This window comes from Mangrovibacter phragmitis, assembly GCF_040429585.1.
GTDB classification, from domain to species: Bacteria; Pseudomonadota; Gammaproteobacteria; order Enterobacterales; family Enterobacteriaceae; genus Mangrovibacter; species Mangrovibacter phragmitis.
In genome coordinates, this window is the sequence record NZ_CP134782.1 from 5,729,444 (window position 1) to 5,750,848 (window position 21,405).

Annotated in this window: 20 protein-coding genes; 19 read left to right on the top strand and 1 reads right to left on the bottom strand. The window is 49.1% G+C overall.

Translation table 11 applies throughout. From position 1 onward, the window contains the following. The first annotated feature begins 4 nt into the window (after window positions 1-4). From atpB to MPHASIOC01_RS27510, 8 genes are all read left to right on the top strand, one after another. Complete coding sequence (atpB, locus tag MPHASIOC01_RS27475) at window positions 5-823, top strand: F0F1 ATP synthase subunit A (RefSeq protein ID WP_064597227.1); 819 nt, start codon at window positions 5-7, stop codon at window positions 821-823. 50 nt (window positions 824-873) lie between these two features. Further along, window positions 874-1,113 (top strand): F0F1 ATP synthase subunit C, encoded by a 240-nt coding sequence (gene atpE, locus MPHASIOC01_RS27480; protein ID WP_000429386.1) that lies wholly within the window; start codon window positions 874-876, stop codon window positions 1,111-1,113. 61 nt (window positions 1,114-1,174) lie between these two features. Next, window positions 1,175-1,645: a F0F1 ATP synthase subunit B gene (gene atpF, locus MPHASIOC01_RS27485; protein ID WP_036114010.1), complete on the top strand. Its 471-nt coding sequence runs from the start codon at window positions 1,175-1,177 to the stop codon at window positions 1,643-1,645. 14 nt (window positions 1,646-1,659) lie between these two features. Continuing rightward, window positions 1,660-2,193: a F0F1 ATP synthase subunit delta gene (gene atpH / locus MPHASIOC01_RS27490; protein ID WP_064597229.1), complete on the top strand. Its 534-nt coding sequence runs from the start codon at window positions 1,660-1,662 to the stop codon at window positions 2,191-2,193. Window positions 2,194-2,205: 12 nt separating this feature from the next. Continuing rightward, window positions 2,206-3,747, top strand: coding sequence for a F0F1 ATP synthase subunit alpha (atpA, locus tag MPHASIOC01_RS27495; protein ID WP_064597231.1), 1,542 nt, complete (start codon window positions 2,206-2,208; stop codon window positions 3,745-3,747). A gap of 51 nt (window positions 3,748-3,798) precedes the next feature. Beyond that, a complete protein-coding gene (gene atpG / locus MPHASIOC01_RS27500; RefSeq protein ID WP_064597233.1) occupies window positions 3,799-4,662 on the top strand; it encodes a F0F1 ATP synthase subunit gamma in 864 nt (287 codons plus the stop codon). Between the two features lie 31 nt (window positions 4,663-4,693). Continuing rightward, window positions 4,694-6,076: a F0F1 ATP synthase subunit beta gene (gene atpD, locus MPHASIOC01_RS27505; protein ID WP_064597235.1), complete on the top strand. Its 1,383-nt coding sequence runs from the start codon at window positions 4,694-4,696 to the stop codon at window positions 6,074-6,076. A 20-nt stretch (window positions 6,077-6,096) separates the two neighbouring features. After that, window positions 6,097-6,516, top strand: a complete 420-nt coding sequence (locus MPHASIOC01_RS27510) for a F0F1 ATP synthase subunit epsilon (RefSeq protein WP_036113995.1) — start codon at window positions 6,097-6,099, stop codon at window positions 6,514-6,516. Between the two features lie 379 nt (window positions 6,517-6,895). On the opposite strand, the gene MPHASIOC01_RS27515 is transcribed toward MPHASIOC01_RS27510, so the two are convergent. Continuing rightward, window positions 6,896-9,070 carry a right-handed parallel beta-helix repeat-containing protein gene (locus MPHASIOC01_RS27515; protein ID WP_405027746.1) on the bottom strand — a complete coding sequence of 725 codons (2,175 nt, stop codon included), beginning with the start codon at window positions 9,068-9,070 and terminating at the stop codon, window positions 6,896-6,898. Between the two features lie 328 nt (window positions 9,071-9,398). Between MPHASIOC01_RS27515 and glmU the strand changes: the two genes are divergently transcribed. The 11 genes from glmU (at window position 9,399) to pstA (MPHASIOC01_RS27570) (ending at window position 21,366) form a co-directional block, all read left to right on the top strand. After that, window positions 9,399-10,769 carry a bifunctional UDP-N-acetylglucosamine diphosphorylase/glucosamine-1-phosphate N-acetyltransferase GlmU gene (gene glmU, locus MPHASIOC01_RS27520; RefSeq protein ID WP_353613668.1) on the top strand — a complete coding sequence of 457 codons (1,371 nt, stop codon included), beginning with the start codon at window positions 9,399-9,401 and terminating at the stop codon, window positions 10,767-10,769. 188 nt (window positions 10,770-10,957) lie between these two features. Beyond that, on the top strand, window positions 10,958-12,787 hold the full coding sequence (glmS, locus tag MPHASIOC01_RS27525; RefSeq protein ID WP_064597240.1) for a glutamine--fructose-6-phosphate transaminase (isomerizing): 1,830 nt from the start codon (window positions 10,958-10,960) through the stop codon (window positions 12,785-12,787). A 113-nt stretch (window positions 12,788-12,900) separates the two neighbouring features. Continuing rightward, window positions 12,901-13,374 carry an OsmC family protein gene (locus MPHASIOC01_RS27530; RefSeq protein ID WP_064597241.1) on the top strand — a complete coding sequence of 158 codons (474 nt, stop codon included), beginning with the start codon at window positions 12,901-12,903 and terminating at the stop codon, window positions 13,372-13,374. Between the two features lie 276 nt (window positions 13,375-13,650). Next, window positions 13,651-14,694 (top strand): phosphate ABC transporter substrate-binding protein PstS, encoded by a 1,044-nt coding sequence (gene pstS, locus MPHASIOC01_RS27535; protein ID WP_064597242.1) that lies wholly within the window; start codon window positions 13,651-13,653, stop codon window positions 14,692-14,694. 70 nt (window positions 14,695-14,764) lie between these two features. Next, complete coding sequence (pstC, locus tag MPHASIOC01_RS27540; RefSeq protein ID WP_064597243.1) at window positions 14,765-15,724, top strand: phosphate ABC transporter permease PstC; 960 nt, start codon at window positions 14,765-14,767, stop codon at window positions 15,722-15,724. Beyond that, on the top strand, window positions 15,724-16,614 hold the full coding sequence (gene pstA, locus MPHASIOC01_RS27545; protein WP_064597245.1) for a phosphate ABC transporter permease PstA: 891 nt from the start codon (window positions 15,724-15,726) through the stop codon (window positions 16,612-16,614). The genes pstC (MPHASIOC01_RS27540) and pstA (MPHASIOC01_RS27545) overlap by 1 nt, the downstream gene beginning before the upstream one ends. Window positions 16,615-16,673: 59 nt before the next feature. Then, window positions 16,674-17,447 (top strand): phosphate ABC transporter ATP-binding protein PstB, encoded by a 774-nt coding sequence (gene pstB, locus MPHASIOC01_RS27550; protein ID WP_036113974.1) that lies wholly within the window; start codon window positions 16,674-16,676, stop codon window positions 17,445-17,447. Between the two features lie 117 nt (window positions 17,448-17,564). After that, window positions 17,565-18,266, top strand: a complete 702-nt coding sequence (gene phoU / locus MPHASIOC01_RS27555; RefSeq protein ID WP_353613669.1) for a phosphate signaling complex protein PhoU — start codon at window positions 17,565-17,567, stop codon at window positions 18,264-18,266. A gap of 136 nt (window positions 18,267-18,402) precedes the next feature. Continuing rightward, window positions 18,403-19,446 (top strand): phosphate ABC transporter substrate-binding protein PstS, encoded by a 1,044-nt coding sequence (gene pstS / locus MPHASIOC01_RS27560; RefSeq protein WP_064597242.1) that lies wholly within the window; start codon window positions 18,403-18,405, stop codon window positions 19,444-19,446. Window positions 19,447-19,516: 70 nt separating this feature from the next. Then, window positions 19,517-20,476, top strand: coding sequence for a phosphate ABC transporter permease PstC (pstC, locus tag MPHASIOC01_RS27565; RefSeq protein ID WP_064597243.1), 960 nt, complete (start codon window positions 19,517-19,519; stop codon window positions 20,474-20,476). Continuing rightward, window positions 20,476-21,366: a phosphate ABC transporter permease PstA gene (pstA, locus tag MPHASIOC01_RS27570; RefSeq protein ID WP_064597245.1), complete on the top strand. Its 891-nt coding sequence runs from the start codon at window positions 20,476-20,478 to the stop codon at window positions 21,364-21,366. The genes pstC (MPHASIOC01_RS27565) and pstA (MPHASIOC01_RS27570) overlap by 1 nt, the downstream gene beginning before the upstream one ends. Window positions 21,367-21,405 lie beyond the last annotated feature (39 nt).

The window sequence follows — 21,405 nt, forward strand, 5'->3', positions numbered from 1 at the left end:
CATCATGTCTGCAGGAGAAATCTCTACACCGCAGGAATACATAGGTCACCATCTGCATAACTTACAGATTGACCTGCGTACATTCTCAATGGTGGATCCGCAAAACCCCCCGGCCACATTCTGGACGCTGAATATTGACTCCATGTTTTTCTCAGTGGTTCTGGGTTTGTTGTTCCTGGTTATTTTCCACCGTGTTGCGAAACGTGCAACGACGGGCGTGCCAGGCAAATTCCAGACAGCGGTTGAATTAATCGTTGGTTTTGTTCATGGCAGTGTCAAAGACATGTACCATGGCAAAAGCAAGGTTATTGCACCGTTGGCCCTGACGATTTTTGTCTGGGTCTTCCTGATGAACCTGATGGACTTGCTGCCAATCGACTTGCTGCCATTTATTGCCGAGCATGTCCTTGGCCTGCCGGCGTTGCGTGTTGTTCCGTCTGCTGATGTGAACGTCACTTTGTCCATGGCATTGGGTGTCTTCGTTCTTATTCTTTTCTACAGCATCAAAATGAAAGGCGTTGGTGGCTTCGCGAAAGAGTTGACGCTCCAGCCGTTCAATCATCCGGTGTTTATTCCCGTGAACCTGATTCTGGAAGGGGTCAGTTTATTGTCCAAACCTGTTTCTCTTGGTTTGCGACTGTTCGGTAACATGTATGCGGGTGAGCTGATTTTCATTCTGATTGCTGGTCTGCTGCCGTGGTGGTCACAGTGGTTGCTTAACGTTCCGTGGGCTATCTTCCACATCCTGATCATTACGCTGCAAGCCTTCATTTTCATGGTTCTGACGATTGTCTATCTGTCGATGGCATCTGAAGAGCATTAATTTTACTAACACTACTACTGCGTTTTAACTGAAACAAACTGGAGACTGTCATGGAAAACCTGAATATGGATCTGCTGTACATGGCTGCCGCTGTGATGATGGGTCTGGCGGCAATCGGTGCTGCGATCGGTATCGGCATCCTCGGGGGTAAATTTCTGGAAGGCGCTGCACGCCAGCCTGATCTGATTCCTCTGCTGCGTACACAGTTCTTTATCGTTATGGGTCTTGTGGATGCTATCCCGATGATCGCTGTGGGTCTGGGTCTGTACGTGATGTTCGCCGTCGCGTAGTGAGCATTGCTTTAAAACTAAAGCAATATCAGAACATTAACTAGATAAGAGGCATTGTGCTGTGAATCTTAACGCAACAATCCTCGGCCAGGCCATCGCGTTTGTCCTGTTTGTTCTGTTCTGCATGAAGTATGTCTGGCCGCCGTTAATGGCTGCCATTGAAAAACGTCAAAAAGAAATTGCTGACGGACTTGCTTCAGCCGAACGAGCTAAAAAGGACCTTGACCTTGCACAGGCCAACGCGACCGACCAGCTGAAAAAAGCGAAAGCTGAAGCTCAGGTCATTGTTGAGCAGGCGAACAAGCGCCGTTCTCAGATTCTGGAAGAAGCAAAAGCGGAAGCAGAACAGGAACGTAACAAAATCGTGGCACAGGCTCAGGCCGAAATCGACGCTGAACGTAAACGTGCCCGCGAGGAACTGCGTAAGCAAGTCGCTCAACTGGCTATCGTTGGTGCCGAGAAGATTATTGAACGTTCCGTGGATGAAGCTGCTAACAGCGACATCGTTGATAAACTGGTCGCTGAACTGTAAGGAGGGAGGGGCTGATGTCTGAATTTGTTACTGTAGCTCGCCCCTACGCCAAAGCAGCTTTTGACTTTGCGGTTGAACACCAGAATGTGGATCGCTGGCAGGAAATGCTGGCGTTTGCCGCAGAGGTGTCCAAGAACGAACAGGTGGCTGGGCTGATTTCAGGTGCACTGGCACCTGAAACACTGGCTGCATCGTTTATCGCTATTTGTGGTGACCAGGTAGATACCCATGCCCAAAACCTGATTAAGGTAATGGCTGAAAATGGGCGTCTGTCGGTTCTTCCTGATGTTCTTGAGCAGTTTGTTCTGTTGCGCGCAGCCCTTGAGGCCACAGTTGAAGTTGATGTGACTTCAGCCAGCGCGTTAAGCGAAGAACAGCTTTCGAAAATTAGCGCCGCGATGGAAAAACGTCTGTCTCGCAAAGTGAAGCTGAATTGCAAAATTGATAAGTCTGTAATGGCAGGTATTGTCATTCGTGCGGGTGATATGGTCATTGACGGTAGCGTCCGTGGTCGTCTTGAACGCCTGGCAGACGTCTTGCAGTCTTAAGGGGACTGGAGCATGCAACTGAATTCCACCGAAATCAGCGAACTGATCAAGCAGCGCATTGCTCAGTTCAACGTGGTGAGTGAAGCTCACAACGAAGGTACTATTGTTTCTGTAAGTGACGGTGTTATCCGTATCCACGGCCTGGCCGAGGTAATGCAGGGTGAAATGATCTCTCTGCCGGGCAACCGTTACGCTATCGCACTGAACCTGGAGCGCGACTCCGTAGGTGCAGTTGTGATGGGTCCGTATGCTGACCTTGCCGAAGGCATGAAAGTTAAGTGTACTGGCCGTATTCTTGAAGTACCGGTAGGTAATGGCCTGCTGGGTCGTGTTGTTAACACCCTGGGTGAACCTATTGATGGTAAAGGCCCGGTTGAACACGATGGCTTCTCACCTGTTGAAGCTATCGCGCCTGGCGTTATCGAACGTCAGTCTGTCGACCAGCCTGTACAGACCGGTTATAAATCTGTCGATGCCATGATTCCAATCGGTCGTGGTCAGCGTGAGTTGATCATCGGTGACCGTCAGACGGGTAAAACTGCTCTGGCTGTCGATGCCATCATCAACCAGCGTGATTCCGGTATCAAATGTGTGTACGTGGCTATCGGCCAGAAAGCGTCCACCATTGCTAACGTGGTTCGTAAACTGGAAGAACATGGCGCACTGAAAAACACCGTTGTGGTTGTTGCTTCTGCGTCTGAATCTGCTGCACTGCAATACCTGGCACCTTATGCCGGTTGTGCAATGGGTGAATACTTCCGTGACCGCGGCGAAGACTCCCTGATTGTTTATGATGACCTGTCCAAACAGGCTGTCGCTTACCGTCAGATTTCTCTGCTGCTTCGTCGTCCGCCTGGACGTGAAGCATTCCCAGGCGACGTATTCTACCTGCACTCCCGTTTGCTGGAACGTGCTGCGCGTGTAAACGCTGAATACGTTGAAGCTTTCACTAAAGGTGAAGTTAAAGGGAAAACCGGTTCACTGACCGCATTGCCGATTATCGAAACCCAGGCGGGTGACGTTTCCGCATTCGTTCCGACCAACGTAATTTCTATTACAGATGGTCAGATCTTCCTGGAAACCAACCTGTTCAACTCCGGTATTCGTCCGGCAGTTAACCCGGGTATCTCTGTATCCCGTGTGGGTGGTGCAGCGCAGACCAAGATCATGAAAAAACTGTCCGGTGGTATTCGTACCGCACTGGCACAGTATCGTGAACTGGCGGCGTTCTCCCAGTTTGCTTCTGACCTTGATGATGCAACGCGTAAGCAGTTGGATCACGGCCAGAAAGTAACCGAGTTGCTGAAACAGAAACAGTATGCGCCGATGTCCGTTGCGCAGCAGTCTCTGGTTCTGTTCGCGGCTGAACGTGGTTACCTCAGTGACGTCGAGCTGGCGAAAGTCGGTAGCTTCGAAGCTGCACTGCTGGCATACGTTGACCGTGAGCACGCTCCGCTGATGCAAGAAATCGACCAAACTGGGTCTTACAACGATGAAATCGAAGGAAAGCTGAAAGGCATCCTCGATTCCTTCAAAGCAACCCAGTCCTGGTAACGTCTGCGGCTTGTCTCTCGGGGCAAGCCGTTAGGCATTGAGGAGAAGCTCATGGCCGGCGCAAAAGAGATACGTAGTAAGATCGCAAGCGTCCAGAACACGCAAAAGATCACTAAAGCGATGGAGATGGTCGCCGCTTCCAAAATGCGTAAATCGCAGGAGCGCATGGCGTCCAGCCGTCCTTATGCAGAGACCATGCGCAAAGTGATTGGTCACCTTGCTAATGGTAATCTGGAATACAAGCACCCTTACCTGGAAGAGCGCGACGTAAAACGCGTGGGTTTTCTGGTAGTGTCGACTGACCGTGGTCTGTGTGGCGGCTTGAACATTAACTTGTTCAAAAAGTTGCTCAACGAAATGAAAGAATTGTCTGAGAAAGGCATTCAGAGTGATTTAGCACTGATTGGCTCTAAAGGTGTTTCTTTCTTTAATTCTGTTGGCGGCAGTGTCGTTGCACAGGTAACAGGCATGGGGGATAACCCTGCTCTGTCAGAACTGATCGGTCCGGTTAAGGTGATGTTGCAGGCCTACGATGAAGGCCGTCTGGACAAGCTTTATGTTGTCAGCAACAAATTTATTAACACCATGTCTCAGGTTCCGACCATCACTCAGCTGCTGCCTTTACCGGCATCAGAAGATGGTGATTTAAAACGTAAATCCTGGGATTACCTGTACGAACCTGATCCGAAAGCGCTGCTGGATACCCTGTTGCGCCGTTATGTCGAATCGCAAGTTTATCAGGGCGTGGTAGAAAACCTGGCCAGCGAACAGGCCGCACGTATGGTTGCGATGAAAGCTGCAACCGATAATGGCGGCAACCTGATCAAAGAGCTGCAGTTGGTTTACAACAAAGCTCGTCAGGCCAGCATTACTCAGGAACTCACCGAGATTGTCTCGGGGGCCGCCGCGGTTTAACCAGGTTTACGAATTACGTAGAGGATTCAAGATGGCAACTGGAAAGATTATCCAGGTAATCGGCGCCGTGGTGGACGTCGAGTTTCCTCAGGATGCCGTACCAAGAGTGTACGATGCCCTTGAGGTAATGAATGGTAAAGAGCGCCTGGTGCTGGAAGTTCAGCAGCAGCTGGGTGGTGGTGTTGTTCGTACTATCGCAATGGGTTCTTCCGACGGTCTGCGTCGTGGCCTGGAAGCGAAAGACCTTGAACACCCGATTGAAGTCCCGGTTGGTAAAGCAACACTTGGCCGTATCATGAACGTACTGGGCGAGCCGGTCGACATGAAAGGCGACATCGGCGAAGAAGAACGTTGGGCTATTCACCGTGAAGCACCGAGTTACGAAGACCTGGCTAACTCCCAGGATCTGCTGGAAACTGGTATCAAAGTTATCGACCTGATTTGCCCGTTTGCAAAAGGCGGTAAAGTTGGTCTGTTCGGTGGTGCTGGTGTAGGTAAAACCGTAAACATGATGGAGCTGATCCGTAACATCGCGATCGAACACTCCGGTTACTCAGTGTTTGCGGGCGTTGGTGAACGTACCCGTGAAGGTAACGACTTCTACCACGAAATGACCGATTCCAACGTTCTGGATAAAGTATCCCTGGTTTACGGCCAGATGAACGAGCCGCCGGGAAACCGTCTGCGCGTTGCACTGACCGGCCTGACCATGGCTGAGAAATTCCGTGACGAAGGCCGTGACGTTCTGCTGTTCGTCGATAACATCTATCGTTATACCCTGGCCGGTACAGAAGTATCCGCTCTGCTGGGCCGTATGCCTTCCGCGGTAGGTTATCAGCCAACACTGGCGGAAGAAATGGGTGTTCTTCAGGAACGTATCACTTCAACCAAAACCGGTTCTATTACCTCCGTACAGGCGGTATACGTACCTGCGGATGACTTGACTGACCCGTCACCAGCCACCACCTTTGCGCACCTTGACGCAACCGTGGTACTGAGCCGTCAGATAGCTTCTCTGGGTATCTACCCGGCAGTTGACCCGCTGGACTCAACCAGCCGTCAGCTGGACCCACTGGTTGTTGGTCAGGAACACTATGATGTTGCCCGTGGCGTGCAGTCTATTCTGCAACGTTACCAGGAACTGAAAGACATCATCGCCATTCTGGGGATGGATGAACTGTCAGAAGAAGATAAGCTGGTGGTAGCTCGCGCGCGTAAAATTCAGCGCTTCCTGTCTCAGCCGTTCTTCGTGGCAGAAGTCTTTACTGGTTCTCCGGGTAAATACGTTTCGCTGAAAGATACCATCCGTGGCTTTAAAGGCATTATGGACGGTGAATACGATCACCTGCCGGAACAAGCGTTCTACATGGTTGGTTCCATCGACGAAGCCGTGGAAAAAGCCAAGAAACTTTAACGCCGTAATCGGAGGGTGATATGGCTATGACTTACCACCTGGATGTCGTCAGCGCAGAACAGCAGATGTTTACTGGTCTGGTTGAGAAAATCCAGGTTACAGGTAGTGAAGGTGAACTGGGTATTTACCCGGGGCACGCTCCGCTGCTTACTGCCATTAAGCCTGGTATGATCCGCATCGTTAAACAGCATGGCCATGAAGAGTTTATCTATCTTTCTGGCGGCATTCTGGAAGTACAGCCTGGCACGGTAACCGTGCTGGCTGATACGGCAATTCGCGGCCAGGATCTGGATGAAGCCAGAGCCATGGAATCGAAACGCAGAGCAGAAGATCACATTCGTAATTCTCACGGTGACGTGGATTACGCACAAGCTTCTGCTGAGCTGGCGAAAGCCATCGCGAAACTGCGTGTTATTGAATTGACTAAAAAAGCGATGTAACACCGGCTTGAAGCACGTAAAAAGCCAGCCTGGGCAACCCGGCTGGCTTTTTTATTGCGAGCGGAAGTCAGGTGAATATTGGAAATAAAACACTTTTTCTTTTTTATGTGATCTGTGTCTCAAAATTCTTGATCGTGATGAACAAGAAGCGTACACTTTTTTTGTGAGATGAGTCACAAAATTTAATTCACCGATTAGGATGCCACCATGAAACTGATTAACAAAATCATCGCTATTTTTAATAACATGAGTTTCTCATTTGGTACTTTCCATCTGTGATAGTTGTTCTTCGCCAGACTGCCAAAACATAGCTTTGCGAAGATATCCGGATATAAAAAAGGTCGCCCTGATGGCGACCTTTTGCATGTATTAAGCAGGTTTATTTTTTCTGCAGGAATGACCCCAAATCAAACGTACCATCCGGCTTACGTAGCAGTGGTTCAGGCATCGTTAGTGATAAAAAATCTGTTGCCTTAATCTCCTTACCAGCACTGTTCACACTTTTCCCCTGATGGATAAAGTAATTTGATTTATCCACGTCACCAGTAACTGCGTCGTCATACTTAGCTGGCGCGGTGCGCAGTGATTTGTTGCCTTTGAATACTCCCTGCGTTTCAGGCCCACCGTAAGGGCTTGGGCGGAAGATAAAGTTAAAGCGCTGGTTATCCATTGCTGTATTGTTTTCAACGATTAAGCGCCCGGGGTTAAAGTTATCGGTGAAACCGTCCAGGTGGTTACCTATAGCGATACTGTTACGAATCTGGTGAGCGACTGGTTGGCCTTCACCACCGAGTTTGAAACCGTTACTGGTGTTGTTGCGGGCAATGGAATTTTCGATAACCACAACCCCGTTCGGACCGTCTTCAATTTTGTTGAACAAATCAAAACCATCATCCACGTTATTGTGGGCGTAACAACCCTCCAGACGGTTCCCTTCCCCTACGCGCATTTTCACTGCAAACCCATCGGCATTGATTTTGCCCGGGTCTTCATTACCCCATGATTCAGAGTTAACAATACGGTTATAACTGGCCCATAGTGGGCGACCAATCTTATCTGGCGAAGAGATTTGAATACCCGTGTCATCATTATGGTAAGCCGTTACATTCTCAACCAGGTTATGACTACCGGTAATCCGCAGACTCTTGTCTGTAACATCAATGCCTTTAATGTTCCAGTAACTGGCTTCCAGTAACACACCATGAATAACCGCTTTACCCTCGGCCTCCAGTGTTTTGGGCTTATCTGCCAGCCCACTGGCTGAAATTGGAATAGTGATACCGGCGTAATCACCCGGTAACAGCACAAGCGTGCCACCTGGCGGCAGCATATTAACCGCGGAGGCTAAATCGAGCGGTGAAACTGATGTCCCGGCGTTATCTGCTTTTCCCTGAGGGCCAGCATAAATACGTTCACTGGAGCTGAGTGCTATTTTTTCTACCACCAGCTTTTGGACCACAGACTTGTCTGGTGCATTTGCAGGTGTGAAGGCCAGGGAAAACTGGTTGCCGTTCGCAAGAGATGTGGGTTGAGTCATCATCTCCCCGGCTTTTACGGTTTTATTAGCCCCGATCACCACTTCATTTTGTGTAACTGACCAGGTGCCATCGTAATTGGCCCGGGCCTGTACCACATAGTCATTACCGGAAGATTTATCAGAAGATGCAATTTGCGCCACGACAGGCCAGGGTTTTGCCACCCAGGCCGGAGATGCTTTGGTCTCTGCGGGGGTGGTAGTCAGCGTGGCATCTGAAATGGTGATTTTGGCATTACGCGAAGCAAAGAACCCCACGTAATAATGTTGCTTATCCTGCACTGTTACACTGTCTGCGCCTTTTACTTGCTGGCTTACCCAGTCATTACTTCCTGCTGGTGCCCAGGAGGTAATATAGCCATCATTAGTGCGCTGTAATTTAAGGCGGAAAGTCCCTGTTTTCGCCAGGCTGATTTGTTCTTTGTAACTTTTCTTCGTGATAGCCGCACCAGCATTACCCCATGGCTGGGATACACCCTGGCGATACATTGCCTGTATTTTTACATGGTCAGTATCTTTGCGGTCCTGGGTCATAATGGCATTCATAACCATATTGGATGCCGCAGGAAACTCTTCATAACCGGGTTTTAATGGGTTCTGGCGAGGTTTACCCAGAATATCGCGTACCAGTAACCCTGCTCCTTCCTGAGCCGCAGGTTTGGCACCATTTTCCGGGCCAAACTGATTCACAGTGACAGTGGCCTGCAAAGAGAAGTTTTGATCTGCCGGGAGTTGGGTATAGAAAAATGTCAGTCCATCGTGGGAGTTGGCAATTTTCCCACCCCGGCTTTCGATGGTTACTGGCTGGGATAAATCCGCTTTGCTGGTGGTATCCAGTTTGTTACCCGCAATAGTGACATCATTAACACCCACTTTTTCGGGCAGAACATTAGAGGAAAAATTCACATCTGTGGATTGCCCAAAAGTAATAGCATGCCAGATATGCGGTTGTTGTTGGGCATAAACCGGTGCAGAAAGCACCACACCACAAAGTGTTAGGGCAAAAGGAAGTTTTGACACTGTTGTCTCTCCGTATTGATTTGCCCGCATTATTACTAAAATGAAACACTGTTTCTTTTATGTTTATCACAAAGGTTGATTTTTGAAATGCTGTTTTATTGGCCAGGAATGGTTGTTTATTTTGAAACTAAAAATAAGTGTTAAACCATCATGTTACTACTGATTTTTACAGCGTTTTAACGCAATTAACCGGGTAATAAAGTCAATATTGTGCAATAAGAGGAAAACCATGGCGGATTTAGCAACAATGTGTTTTATGATGCAAAATATGTAGCATTTATAACGCTAAATAGTTTTACTTCTTTCATCGTAATTAGTCAGGACGCCTATGTTAAATCGTTCGATGAGCGTGGTTATCCTTGCCGCTGGTAAAGGCACCCGCATGTATTCCGACCTTCCGAAAGTTCTTCATCATCTGGCTGGAAAGCCAATGGTGCAGCATGTTATTGACGCCGCGACCCAAATTGGAGCAAATCACATTCATTTGGTTTATGGGCATGGCGGTGATTTGCTCAGGAAAACACTTACCGAACCCCGGTTGAACTGGGTATTACAGGCGGAGCAATTGGGTACGGGCCATGCAATGCAGCAGGCTGCCCCTGCTTTTGCGGACGATGAAGATATCCTGATGCTGTACGGGGATGTTCCGCTGATTAGTGTGGAAACACTGCAAAAACTGTGTGAAGCGAAGCCTGAAGGTGGGATTGGCCTGTTAACGGTGAGCCTGGATAATCCTGCAGGTTATGGGCGAATCACCCGTGAAAATGGCAACGTGACCGGTATTGTTGAGCAAAAAGATGCCAGTGAAGAACAACTGAAAATCCAGGAAATAAACACCGGAATTCTGGTTGCCAGTGGTCGCGACCTCAAACGCTGGCTGGCGAATCTCAGCAATAACAATGCCCAGGGCGAATATTATATTACCGATATTATCGCTATGGCGTGGTCTGAAGGGCGCATGATTAAGGCAGTGCATCCGGCTCGCCTGAGTGAAGTTGAAGGGGTCAATAACCGCCTGCAACTGGCTCGCCTTGAGCGGGTATACCAAACTGAGAATGCAGAGCGCTTACTGCTGGCTGGGGTGATGCTGCGGGATCCGGCTCGTTTTGATTTGCGTGGTAGTCTGGAACATGGGCGCGATGTAGAAATTGACCCGGGCGTTATCATCGAAGGCCAGGTAAAACTGGGCAATCGGGTAAAAATTGGCGCGGGTTGTATTATTAAAAACAGCGTAATTGGTGATGATTGCGAACTCAGCCCGTACACGGTAATAGAAGACGCACAACTGGCGCCTGCCTGTACTGTTGGCCCGTTTGCCCGCTTGCGCCCGGGAGCTGTGCTGGGTGAAGGTGCCCATGTCGGTAACTTTGTTGAAATGAAAAAGGCACGCCTGGGTAAAGGTTCAAAAGCAGGCCATCTGACTTACCTTGGCGATGCGGATATTGGTAACAACGTCAATATTGGCGCGGGTACTATCACCTGTAATTACGATGGTGCCAATAAGCACCAGACCCACATTGGTGACGATGTGTTTGTCGGTTCAGATACGCAATTGGTGGCACCTGTCAGTGTCGCGAAAGGCGCAACCATTGGCGCAGGTACAACGGTTACGCGTAATGTAGGCGAAAATGAACTGGTGATAACCCGGGTACCACAAAGGCATATTGCTGGCTGGTCTCGCCCGGTTAAGAAGAAGTAATAGCAGCATTCTCTGCAGTGGGCTTCGGTTCGCTGTTGAAGGGCGAGGATAAAAAAACAACCCGCCCGCACGCAAAATGCGTGCAATAAAAATATAACCCCACTCTCTACAAGGCTCGGGGACCGGGAAACCGGATATACAGGTCAGCGACAACGCATGGCGTAATGCCATTATCAGGACTAAAAACTATGTGTGGAATTGTTGGCGCGGTCGCGCAACGTGATATTGCTGAAATCCTTCTCGAAGGATTACGTCGTCTTGAATACCGCGGGTATGACTCAGCCGGTCTGGCTGTCGTGGATAACGAAGGGCATATGACGCGTCTGCGTCGCCTGGGAAAAGTACAAATGCTGGCACAGGCAGCGGAAGAACACCCGTTATATGGCGGTACCGGTATTGCTCACACTCGTTGGGCAACTCATGGAGAACCCTCAGAAAGCAATGCGCACCCGCATGTCTCTGACTACATTGTTGTGGTTCACAACGGCATCATTGAAAACCACGAGCCTTTGCGTGAATTACTGGTATCCCGTGGTTATGTCTTTGTTTCCGAAACAGACACCGAAGTTATCGCTCACCTGGTCCACTGGGAAATGCAACAGGGTGGTTCATTGCGTGATGCGGTAATGCGGTCTATACCGCAGCTACGTGGCGCTTATGGCACGGTCATTATGGACATTCGCCATCCTGACACTCTGCTGGCAGCCCGCTCAGGTAGCCCGCTGGTGATTGGCCTGGGTATGGGCGAAAACTTTATTGCTTCTGACCAACTGGCGCTGTTGCCAGTGACCCGCCGTTTTATCTTTCTGGAAGAAGGCGATATCGCTGAAGTGACTCGCCGCAGTGTGACGATTTTTGATACCACCGGTAAAGAGGTCACCCGTCCGGATATCGAATCCAGCCTGCAGTATGACGCCGGTGATAAAGGCGTTTACCGCCATTACATGCAAAAAGAGATCTACGAACAACCCAATGCTATCAAAAGCACGCTGACTGGTCGTATTGCTCATAATGCCATTGATTTCAGCGAACTGGGGCCACAGGGTGATGAGCTGCTTGCTCAGGTTGAGCATATTCAAATTATCGCCTGTGGCACATCCTATAACTCCGGAATGGTTTCTCGTTACTGGTTTGAGTCGCTGGCGGGCATTCCTTGTGATGTCGAAATTGCATCTGAATTCCGTTACCGCAAATCTGCTGTACGGCATAACAGCCTGATGATCACACTTTCACAATCTGGTGAAACTGCTGATACGCTGGCTGCATTGCGTTTGTCCAAAGAACTGGGTTACCTGGGTTCACTGGCTATTTGTAACGTACCGGGCTCTTCTCTGGTGCGTGAATCTGACCTGGCGTTAATGACCAAAGCTGGCACTGAAATTGGTGTTGCATCCACCAAAGCGTTCACCACGCAACTGACAGTATTACTGATGCTGGTGGGTAAACTCTCCCGTCTGAAAGGCCTGGATGCTTCCGTTGAGCAGAATATCGTGCATGGTTTGCAGGCACTGCCAAACCGCATTGAACAAATGCTCTCCCAGGACAAGCGTATTGAAGCACTGGCGGAGAATTTCTCAGACAAGCACCATGCGCTGTTCCTTGGGCGTGGCGATCAGTACCCAATTGCGCTCGAGGGCGCACTTAAACTGAAAGAGATCTCCTATATTCACGCTGAAGCTTATGCGGCTGGTGAACTCAAACATGGCCCGCTGGCGCTGATTGATGCAGATATGCCGGTTATTGTTGTGGCGCCCAATAACGATCTGTTGGAAAAATTAAAATCCAACATTGAAGAAGTGCGTGCCCGTGGCGGCCAGTTGTATGTGTTTGCTGATCAGGACGCTGGTTTTGCCAGCAGTGACAACATGCATATCATTTCTCTGCCACATGTTGAAGAAGTGATTGCGCCTGTCTTCTATACTGTTCCGTTGCAGCTGTTGGCTTACCATGTCGCCTTGATTAAAGGCACCGATGTGGATCAGCCGCGTAATCTGGCAAAATCCGTTACCGTCGAATAATTTTTTATTCATTCTGCCTTACCAAAAAGAGAAAGCCTGTCTTCGGATGGGCTTTTTTACCTTTCAGACACTATCTTTTAAACACACAAAAAGAGTCTGAAAAGGAGAACGTGATGAAACGTGTACAGCATCATTACACTGTTAATGTCGAATGGACGGGCAATAGAGGCGAAGGAACATCTGCTTACCGCACCTACAGTCGTGACCATATCATTAGTGCCGGAGATGGGGATAAAGCGGCCATTGCCGGGTCAGCAGATCCTGCTTTTTTAGGTGACCCGGCCCGCTGGAACCCGGAAGAACTATTAGTTGCGGCAACATCTGCATGCCACAAGTTGTGGTACCTGCATTTATGTGCTGATGCCGGCATTGTGGTTCAGTCCTACACCGACAACCCGGAAGGTACGATGGTTGAGGAGCCGGAAGGGCGGTTTACTCAAATACAGCTAAAACCCTGCGTGACGATTCGTGCTCAGGATGATGTGGAACTTGCCCGCAGTCTGCATCATAAAGCGCATCAATACTGCTTTATTGCTAACTCGCTTAATTTCCCGGTTTTCTGTGAGCCAGAAATCAAACAAGCCTGACCTGTAACCTGTTTTTTTGCCCCTGTTTTTGTCCTTAAATCAAAAATAAGGAGGATAATCAGCAGGGGTGATGAGCATGAATTATACTCCTCTGACAAGAATATGATGTTTTTATTACAGTGTTTATCCTTGATCTATAAGGATAAAAACAGCCAAATCTTTCGTTGTCATAAAACTGTAATATTTAATACATTTTACTGTCATCTGTTTGTCCTATTTTGCACACCGTAATCATTCTAAATAGAAAACAGATTCAATACCTCTGCTGGAGACATTATGAACATTATGCGTACCACTGTCGCAACTGTTGTCGCCGCGACCTTATCTCTGAGCGCTTTCTCTGCATTAGCAGCAGCCAGCCTGACCGGAGCCGGAGCTACGTTTCCTGCACCGGTTTACGCAAAATGGGCTGACACGTACCAAAAAGAAACCGGTAACAAAGTCAATTACCAGGGAATTGGCTCATCTGGTGGTGTAAAACAAATTACTGCTCATACCGTTGACTTTGGTGCATCTGACGCCCCGTTGTCTGATGAAAGGCTGGAAAAAGAAGGTTTGTTCCAGTTCCCGACAGTGATTGGTGGTGTTGTTTTGGCTGTAAACCTGCCGGGTATTAAATCTGGTGAACTGGTGCTGGATGGTAAAACACTGGGCGATATCTATCTGGGCAATATTAAAAAGTGGGATGACCCAGCTATTGCCAAACTCAATCCAGGCATGAAACTGCCCGCTCAGAATATCGCAGTGGTTCGCCGTGCGGATGGTTCTGGCACTTCTTTTGTTTTCACCAGCTACCTTGCAAAAGTCAATGCTGAGTGGAAAGAGAAAGTCGGTACCGGAACAACCGTCAAGTGGCCAACTGGTCTGGGCGGTAAAGGTAACGATGGTATTGCTGCATTTGTACAGCGCCTGCCTGGCGCAATTGGCTATGTGGAATACGCCTATGCCAAACAAAACAATCTGGCTTACACCAAACTGGTGTCAGCAGATGGTCAGCCTGTTAGCCCAACGGAAGAAAGCTTCTCCAATGCGGCTAAAGGGGCTGACTGGAGCAAATCCTTTGCACAGGATTTGACTAATCAAAAAGGGGCTGATGCGTGGCCTGTCACCTCTACCACTTTTATTTTGGTTCACAAAGAGCAGAAGAAACCTGAAAGCGGTATTGAAGTGCTGAAGTTCTTTGACTGGGCTTATAAAAAAGGTGGTAAAGAGGCTACAGACCTGGACTATGCAACCTTACCTGACAGCGTTGTCGAGCAGGTTCGCGCGGCATGGAAAACCAGCGTAAAAGACAGCAACGGTAAGCCGTTGTATCAGTAATTTGGATGTTACCTTTCCCGGAAAATCAGCATAATAGCTGGCTTTCCGGGCTCAATCAGAAGAGTAATATATGGCTGCAACAAAGCCTGCGTTTAATCCCCCAGGCAAAAAGGGCGATATGATCTTCAGCGCACTGGTCAGACTGGCTGCGCTGATTGTGTTATTTCTGCTGGGTGGCATTATTGTCTCCCTTATCTTTTCCTCATGGCCAAGTATCCAGAAATTCGGCTTTTCCTTCCTGTGGACCAAAGACTGGGATGCGCCGAATGATATTTACGGTGCGCTGGTGCCCATTTACGGCACACTGGTTACATCGTTTATTGCTCTGCTGATTGCGGTGCCAGTGAGTTTCGGTATTGCGTTATTTCTTACTGAACTCGCGCCGGGCTGGTTGCGCCGCCCGCTGGGTATTGCCATTGAATTGCTGGCGGCTATTCCCAGTATTGTTTATGGCATGTGGGGGTTGTTTATCTTTGCACCGCTGTTTGCGACCTATTTCCAGGCCCCCGTGGGGGACATCCTTTCTTCTGTTCCTATTGTTGGCGCACTGTTTTCAGGCCCGGCCTTCGGAATTGGGATCCTGGCTGCGGGTGTGATCCTGGCAATTATGATTATCCCTTACATCGCTGCCGTTATGCGCGATGTGTTCGAACAAACCCCCACACTAATGAAAGAGTCTGCCTATGGTATTGGCTGCACAACGTGGGAGGTTATCTGGCGTATAGTTCTGCCATTTACCAAAAATGGGGTGATCGGCGGGGTGATGCTGGGGCTTGGTCGCGCACTGGGTGAAACCATGGCAGTAACCTTTATTATCGGGAATACCTACCAACTGGACAGCCCTTCTCTGTATATGCCAGGTAACAGTATCACCTCCGCGCTGGCTAACGAATTTGCTGAAGCGGAATCTGGCCTGCATGTTGCGGCATTGATGGAACTGGGCCTGATTCTGTTTGTTATCACCTTTATTGTACTGGCGATATCTAAGCTCATGATAATGCGTCTGTCTAAGAACGAGGGGGCACGCTAATGGCAACGTTAGAGATGCAAAATGCCCAGGCGCTGGCGGAAACTCGCCGTAAAATGCAGGCTCGCCGCCGCTTTAAAAATCGTATTGCTCTCACCATGTCCATGGCGACCATGGCATTTGGTTTGTTCTGGCTGATCTGGATCCTGTTCTCGACCGTTACCCGTGGGATAGACGGCATGTCGCTGGCACTGTTTACCCAGATGACACCGCCACCGAACACACCTGGTGGTGGGTTAGCTAATGCCCTTGCCGGTAGTGGCTTACTTATTTTATGGGCAACGGCTGTAGGTACCCCATTAGGTATTCTGGCGGGCGTTTACCTGGCGGAGTATGGGCGCAAGTCTGTCCTGGCTGAGATTATTCGTTTTATCAACGATATCCTGCTCTCTGCGCCTTCTATTGTGGTTGGCCTGTTTGTTTACACTATTGTGGTGGCGCAAATGCAGCACTTCTCCGGTTGGGCGGGTGTGATTGCCCTCGCGTTGTTGCAGGTACCTATTGTTATTCGTACTACGGAAAACATGCTGAAACTGGTGCCAGACAGCCTGCGAGAAGCTGCTTATGCGCTGGGTACACCCAAGTGGAAAATGATTGGGGCTATCACCCTGAAAGCGTCTGTCTCAGGGATTATTACCGGGGTGTTGTTGGCTGTAGCCCGTATTGCTGGTGAAACCGCGCCATTACTGTTTACCGCGCTGTCTAACCAGTTCTGGAGCACCGATATGATGCAACCGCTGGCGAACTTACCTGTCACTATCTTTAAGTTCGCCATGAGCCCCTTTGCTGAATGGCAGCAACTGGCCTGGGCCGGGGTTTTGATTATCACACTGTGCGTCCTGTTACTGAATATTTTGGCTCGCGTGCTGTTTGCGAAGCGTAAACACGGTTAATTCATTTTGAGCGTTGTCGCAGTTGCAATCTTGCGGCAGCGAATAAGGAAAAGAGATACATGAGTATGGCTGACAACAACCCGGGCAAAATTCAGGTGCGTAATCTGGACTTCTATTACGGGAAATTCCATGCCCTGAAAAACATCAACCTGGACATAGCTCAGAACCAGGTAACGGCATTTATCGGCCCGTCTGGTTGCGGTAAATCCACGCTGCTGCGCACCTTCAACAAAATGTTCGAGCTTTACCCTGAACAGCGTGCTGAAGGGGAAATTTTGTTAGATGGCGACAATATTCTCACCAACAGGCAGGATATTGCGTTGTTGCGTGCCAAAGTCGGTATGGTGTTCCAGAAACCAACACCTTTCCCGATGTCCATCTACGATAACATTGCGTTTGGTGTACGTTTGTTTGAAAAATTATCCCGCGCAGATATGGATGAGCGTGTGCAATGGGCACTGACCAAAGCGGCTCTTTGGACGGAAACCAAAGATAAACTGCACCAAAGCGGCTACTCTTTATCTGGTGGTCAACAGCAACGTCTGTGTATTGCGCGTGGTATTGCCATTCGCCCGGAAGTACTGCTGCTGGACGAACCCTGCTCTGCACTGGATCCCATCTCCACCGGGCGCATTGAAGAGTTGATTACGGAGCTCAAGCAGGACTATACCGTGGTTATTGTTACCCACAATATGCAGCAGGCCGCGCGTTGTTCTGATTATACTGCGTTTATGTATCTGGGTGAGCTTATCGAGTTCAGTAATACCGATAACCTGTTTACCACACCGCAGAAGAAACAAACCGAAGACTACATCACTGGCCGTTATGGTTGATTTGTCTGGCAGTGTTGAAACTGAAAAAGCAACCCATTTGGCGGTGTTATCACCGCTTTGCTGTAAAGCAAGTGTGTTGCAATCTGACAAAGCCTGTCGGGCATAAAGGAGTTCTGAATGGATAACCTCAATCTCAACAAACATATTTCTGGTCAGTTTAATGCCGAGCTGGAGCATATCCGTACCCAGGTGATGGCGATGGGTGGGCTGGTTGAACAGCAGCTTTCCGATGCCATTACAGCAATGCACAACCAGGATAGCGAACTGGCAAAAAACGTAGTAGAAGGCGATAAAAAAGTTAATATGATGGAAGTGGAGATAGATGAAGCCTGTGTGCGCATCATCGCCAAACGCCAGCCAGCCGCCAGTGATTTACGTCTGGTTATGGCCATCATTAAAACCATTGCTGAACTGGAACGTATTGGCGATGTGGCAGATAAAATCTGCCGCACAGCGCTGGAGAAGTTTTCCCAGCAGCATCAGCCTTTGTTGGTCAGCCTGGAATCGTTAGGGCGCCACACTGTGCAAATGCTTCACGATGTACTGGATGCGTTTGCGCGTATGGACATTGATGAGGCGGTGCGTATTTATCGTGAAGATAAAAAAGTGGATCAGGAATACGAAGGCATTGTGCGCCAGCTAATGACATACATGATGGAAGATTCACGCACTATTCCCAGTGTTCTGACTGCGTTGTTCTGTGCACGTTCTATCGAGCGTATTGGCGACCGTTGTCAGAATATTTGTGAGTTTATCTTCTATTTCGTTAAAGGTCAGGATTTCCGTCATGTTGGTGGTGACGAACTGGATAAACTATAAGGATAAAAACAGCCAAATCTTTCGTTGTCATAAAACTGTAATATTTAATACATTTTACTGTCATCTGTTTGTCCTATTTTGCACACCGTAATCATTCTAAATAGAAAACAGATTCAATACCTCTGCTGGAGACATTATGAACATTATGCGTACCACTGTCGCAACTGTTGTCGCCGCGACCTTATCTCTGAGCGCTTTCTCTGCATTAGCAGCAGCCAGCCTGACCGGAGCCGGAGCTACGTTTCCTGCACCGGTTTACGCAAAATGGGCTGACACGTACCAAAAAGAAACCGGTAACAAAGTCAATTACCAGGGAATTGGCTCATCTGGTGGTGTAAAACAAATTACTGCTCATACCGTTGACTTTGGTGCATCTGACGCCCCGTTGTCTGATGAAAGGCTGGAAAAAGAAGGTTTGTTCCAGTTCCCGACAGTGATTGGTGGTGTTGTTTTGGCTGTAAACCTGCCGGGTATTAAATCTGGTGAACTGGTGCTGGATGGTAAAACACTGGGCGATATCTATCTGGGCAATATTAAAAAGTGGGATGACCCAGCTATTGCCAAACTCAATCCAGGCATGAAACTGCCCGCTCAGAATATCGCAGTGGTTCGCCGTGCGGATGGTTCTGGCACTTCTTTTGTTTTCACCAGCTACCTTGCAAAAGTCAATGCTGAGTGGAAAGAGAAAGTCGGTACCGGAACAACCGTCAAGTGGCCAACTGGTCTGGGCGGTAAAGGTAACGATGGTATTGCTGCATTTGTACAGCGCCTGCCTGGCGCAATTGGCTATGTGGAATACGCCTATGCCAAACAAAACAATCTGGCTTACACCAAACTGGTGTCAGCAGATGGTCAGCCTGTTAGCCCAACGGAAGAAAGCTTCTCCAATGCGGCTAAAGGGGCTGACTGGAGCAAATCCTTTGCACAGGATTTGACTAATCAAAAAGGGGCTGATGCGTGGCCTGTCACCTCTACCACTTTTATTTTGGTTCACAAAGAGCAGAAGAAACCTGAAAGCGGTATTGAAGTGCTGAAGTTCTTTGACTGGGCTTATAAAAAAGGTGGTAAAGAGGCTACAGACCTGGACTATGCAACCTTACCTGACAGCGTTGTCGAGCAGGTTCGCGCGGCATGGAAAACCAGCGTAAAAGACAGCAACGGTAAGCCGTTGTATCAGTAATTTGGATGTTACCTTTCCCGGAAAATCAGCATAATAGCTGGCTTTCCGGGCTCAATCAGAAGAGTAATATATGGCTGCAACAAAGCCTGCGTTTAATCCCCCAGGCAAAAAGGGCGATATGATCTTCAGCGCACTGGTCAGACTGGCTGCGCTGATTGTGTTATTTCTGCTGGGTGGCATTATTGTCTCCCTTATCTTTTCCTCATGGCCAAGTATCCAGAAATTCGGCTTTTCCTTCCTGTGGACCAAAGACTGGGATGCGCCGAATGATATTTACGGTGCGCTGGTGCCCATTTACGGCACACTGGTTACATCGTTTATTGCTCTGCTGATTGCGGTGCCAGTGAGTTTCGGTATTGCGTTATTTCTTACTGAACTCGCGCCGGGCTGGTTGCGCCGCCCGCTGGGTATTGCCATTGAATTGCTGGCGGCTATTCCCAGTATTGTTTATGGCATGTGGGGGTTGTTTATCTTTGCACCGCTGTTTGCGACCTATTTCCAGGCCCCCGTGGGGGACATCCTTTCTTCTGTTCCTATTGTTGGCGCACTGTTTTCAGGCCCGGCCTTCGGAATTGGGATCCTGGCTGCGGGTGTGATCCTGGCAATTATGATTATCCCTTACATCGCTGCCGTTATGCGCGATGTGTTCGAACAAACCCCCACACTAATGAAAGAGTCTGCCTATGGTATTGGCTGCACAACGTGGGAGGTTATCTGGCGTATAGTTCTGCCATTTACCAAAAATGGGGTGATCGGCGGGGTGATGCTGGGGCTTGGTCGCGCACTGGGTGAAACCATGGCAGTAACCTTTATTATCGGGAATACCTACCAACTGGACAGCCCTTCTCTGTATATGCCAGGTAACAGTATCACCTCCGCGCTGGCTAACGAATTTGCTGAAGCGGAATCTGGCCTGCATGTTGCGGCATTGATGGAACTGGGCCTGATTCTGTTTGTTATCACCTTTATTGTACTGGCGATATCTAAGCTCATGATAATGCGTCTGTCTAAGAACGAGGGGGCACGCTAATGGCAACGTTAGAGATGCAAAATGCCCAGGCGCTGGCGGAAACTCGCCGTAAAATGCAGGCTCGCCGCCGCTTTAAAAATCGTATTGCTCTCACCATGTCCATGGCGACCATGGCATTTGGTTTGTTCTGGCTGATCTGGATCCTGTTCTCGACCGTTACCCGTGGGATAGACGGCATGTCGCTGGCACTGTTTACCCAGATGACACCGCCACCGAACACACCTGGTGGTGGGTTAGCTAATGCCCTTGCCGGTAGTGGCTTACTTATTTTATGGGCAACGGCTGTAGGTACCCCATTAGGTATTCTGGCGGGCGTTTACCTGGCGGAGTATGGGCGCAAGTCTGTCCTGGCTGAGATTATTCGTTTTATCAACGATATCCTGCTCTCTGCGCCTTCTATTGTGGTTGGCCTGTTTGTTTACACTATTGTGGTGGCGCAAATGCAGCACTTCTCCGGTTGGGCGGGTGTGATTGCCCTCGCGTTGTTGCAGGTACCTATTGTTATTCGTACTACGGAAAACATGCTGAAACTGGTGCCAGACAGCCTGCGAGAAGCTGCTTATGCGCTGGGTACACCCAAGTGGAAAATGATTGGGGCTATCACCCTGAAAGCGTCTGTCTCAGGGATTATTACCGGGGTGTTGTTGGCTGTAGCCCGTATTGCTGGTGAAACCGCGCCATTACTGTTTACCGCGCTGTCTAACCAGTTCTGGAGCACCGATATGATGCAACCGCTGGCGAACTTACCTGTCACTATCTTTAAGTTCGCCATGAGCCCCTTTGCTGAATGGCAGCAACTGGCCTGGGCCGGGGTTTTGATTATCACACTGTGCGTCCTGTTACTGAATATTTTGGCTCGCGTGCTGTTTGCGAAGCGTAAACACGGTTAATTCATTTTGAGCGTTGTCGCAGTTGCAATCTTGCGGCAG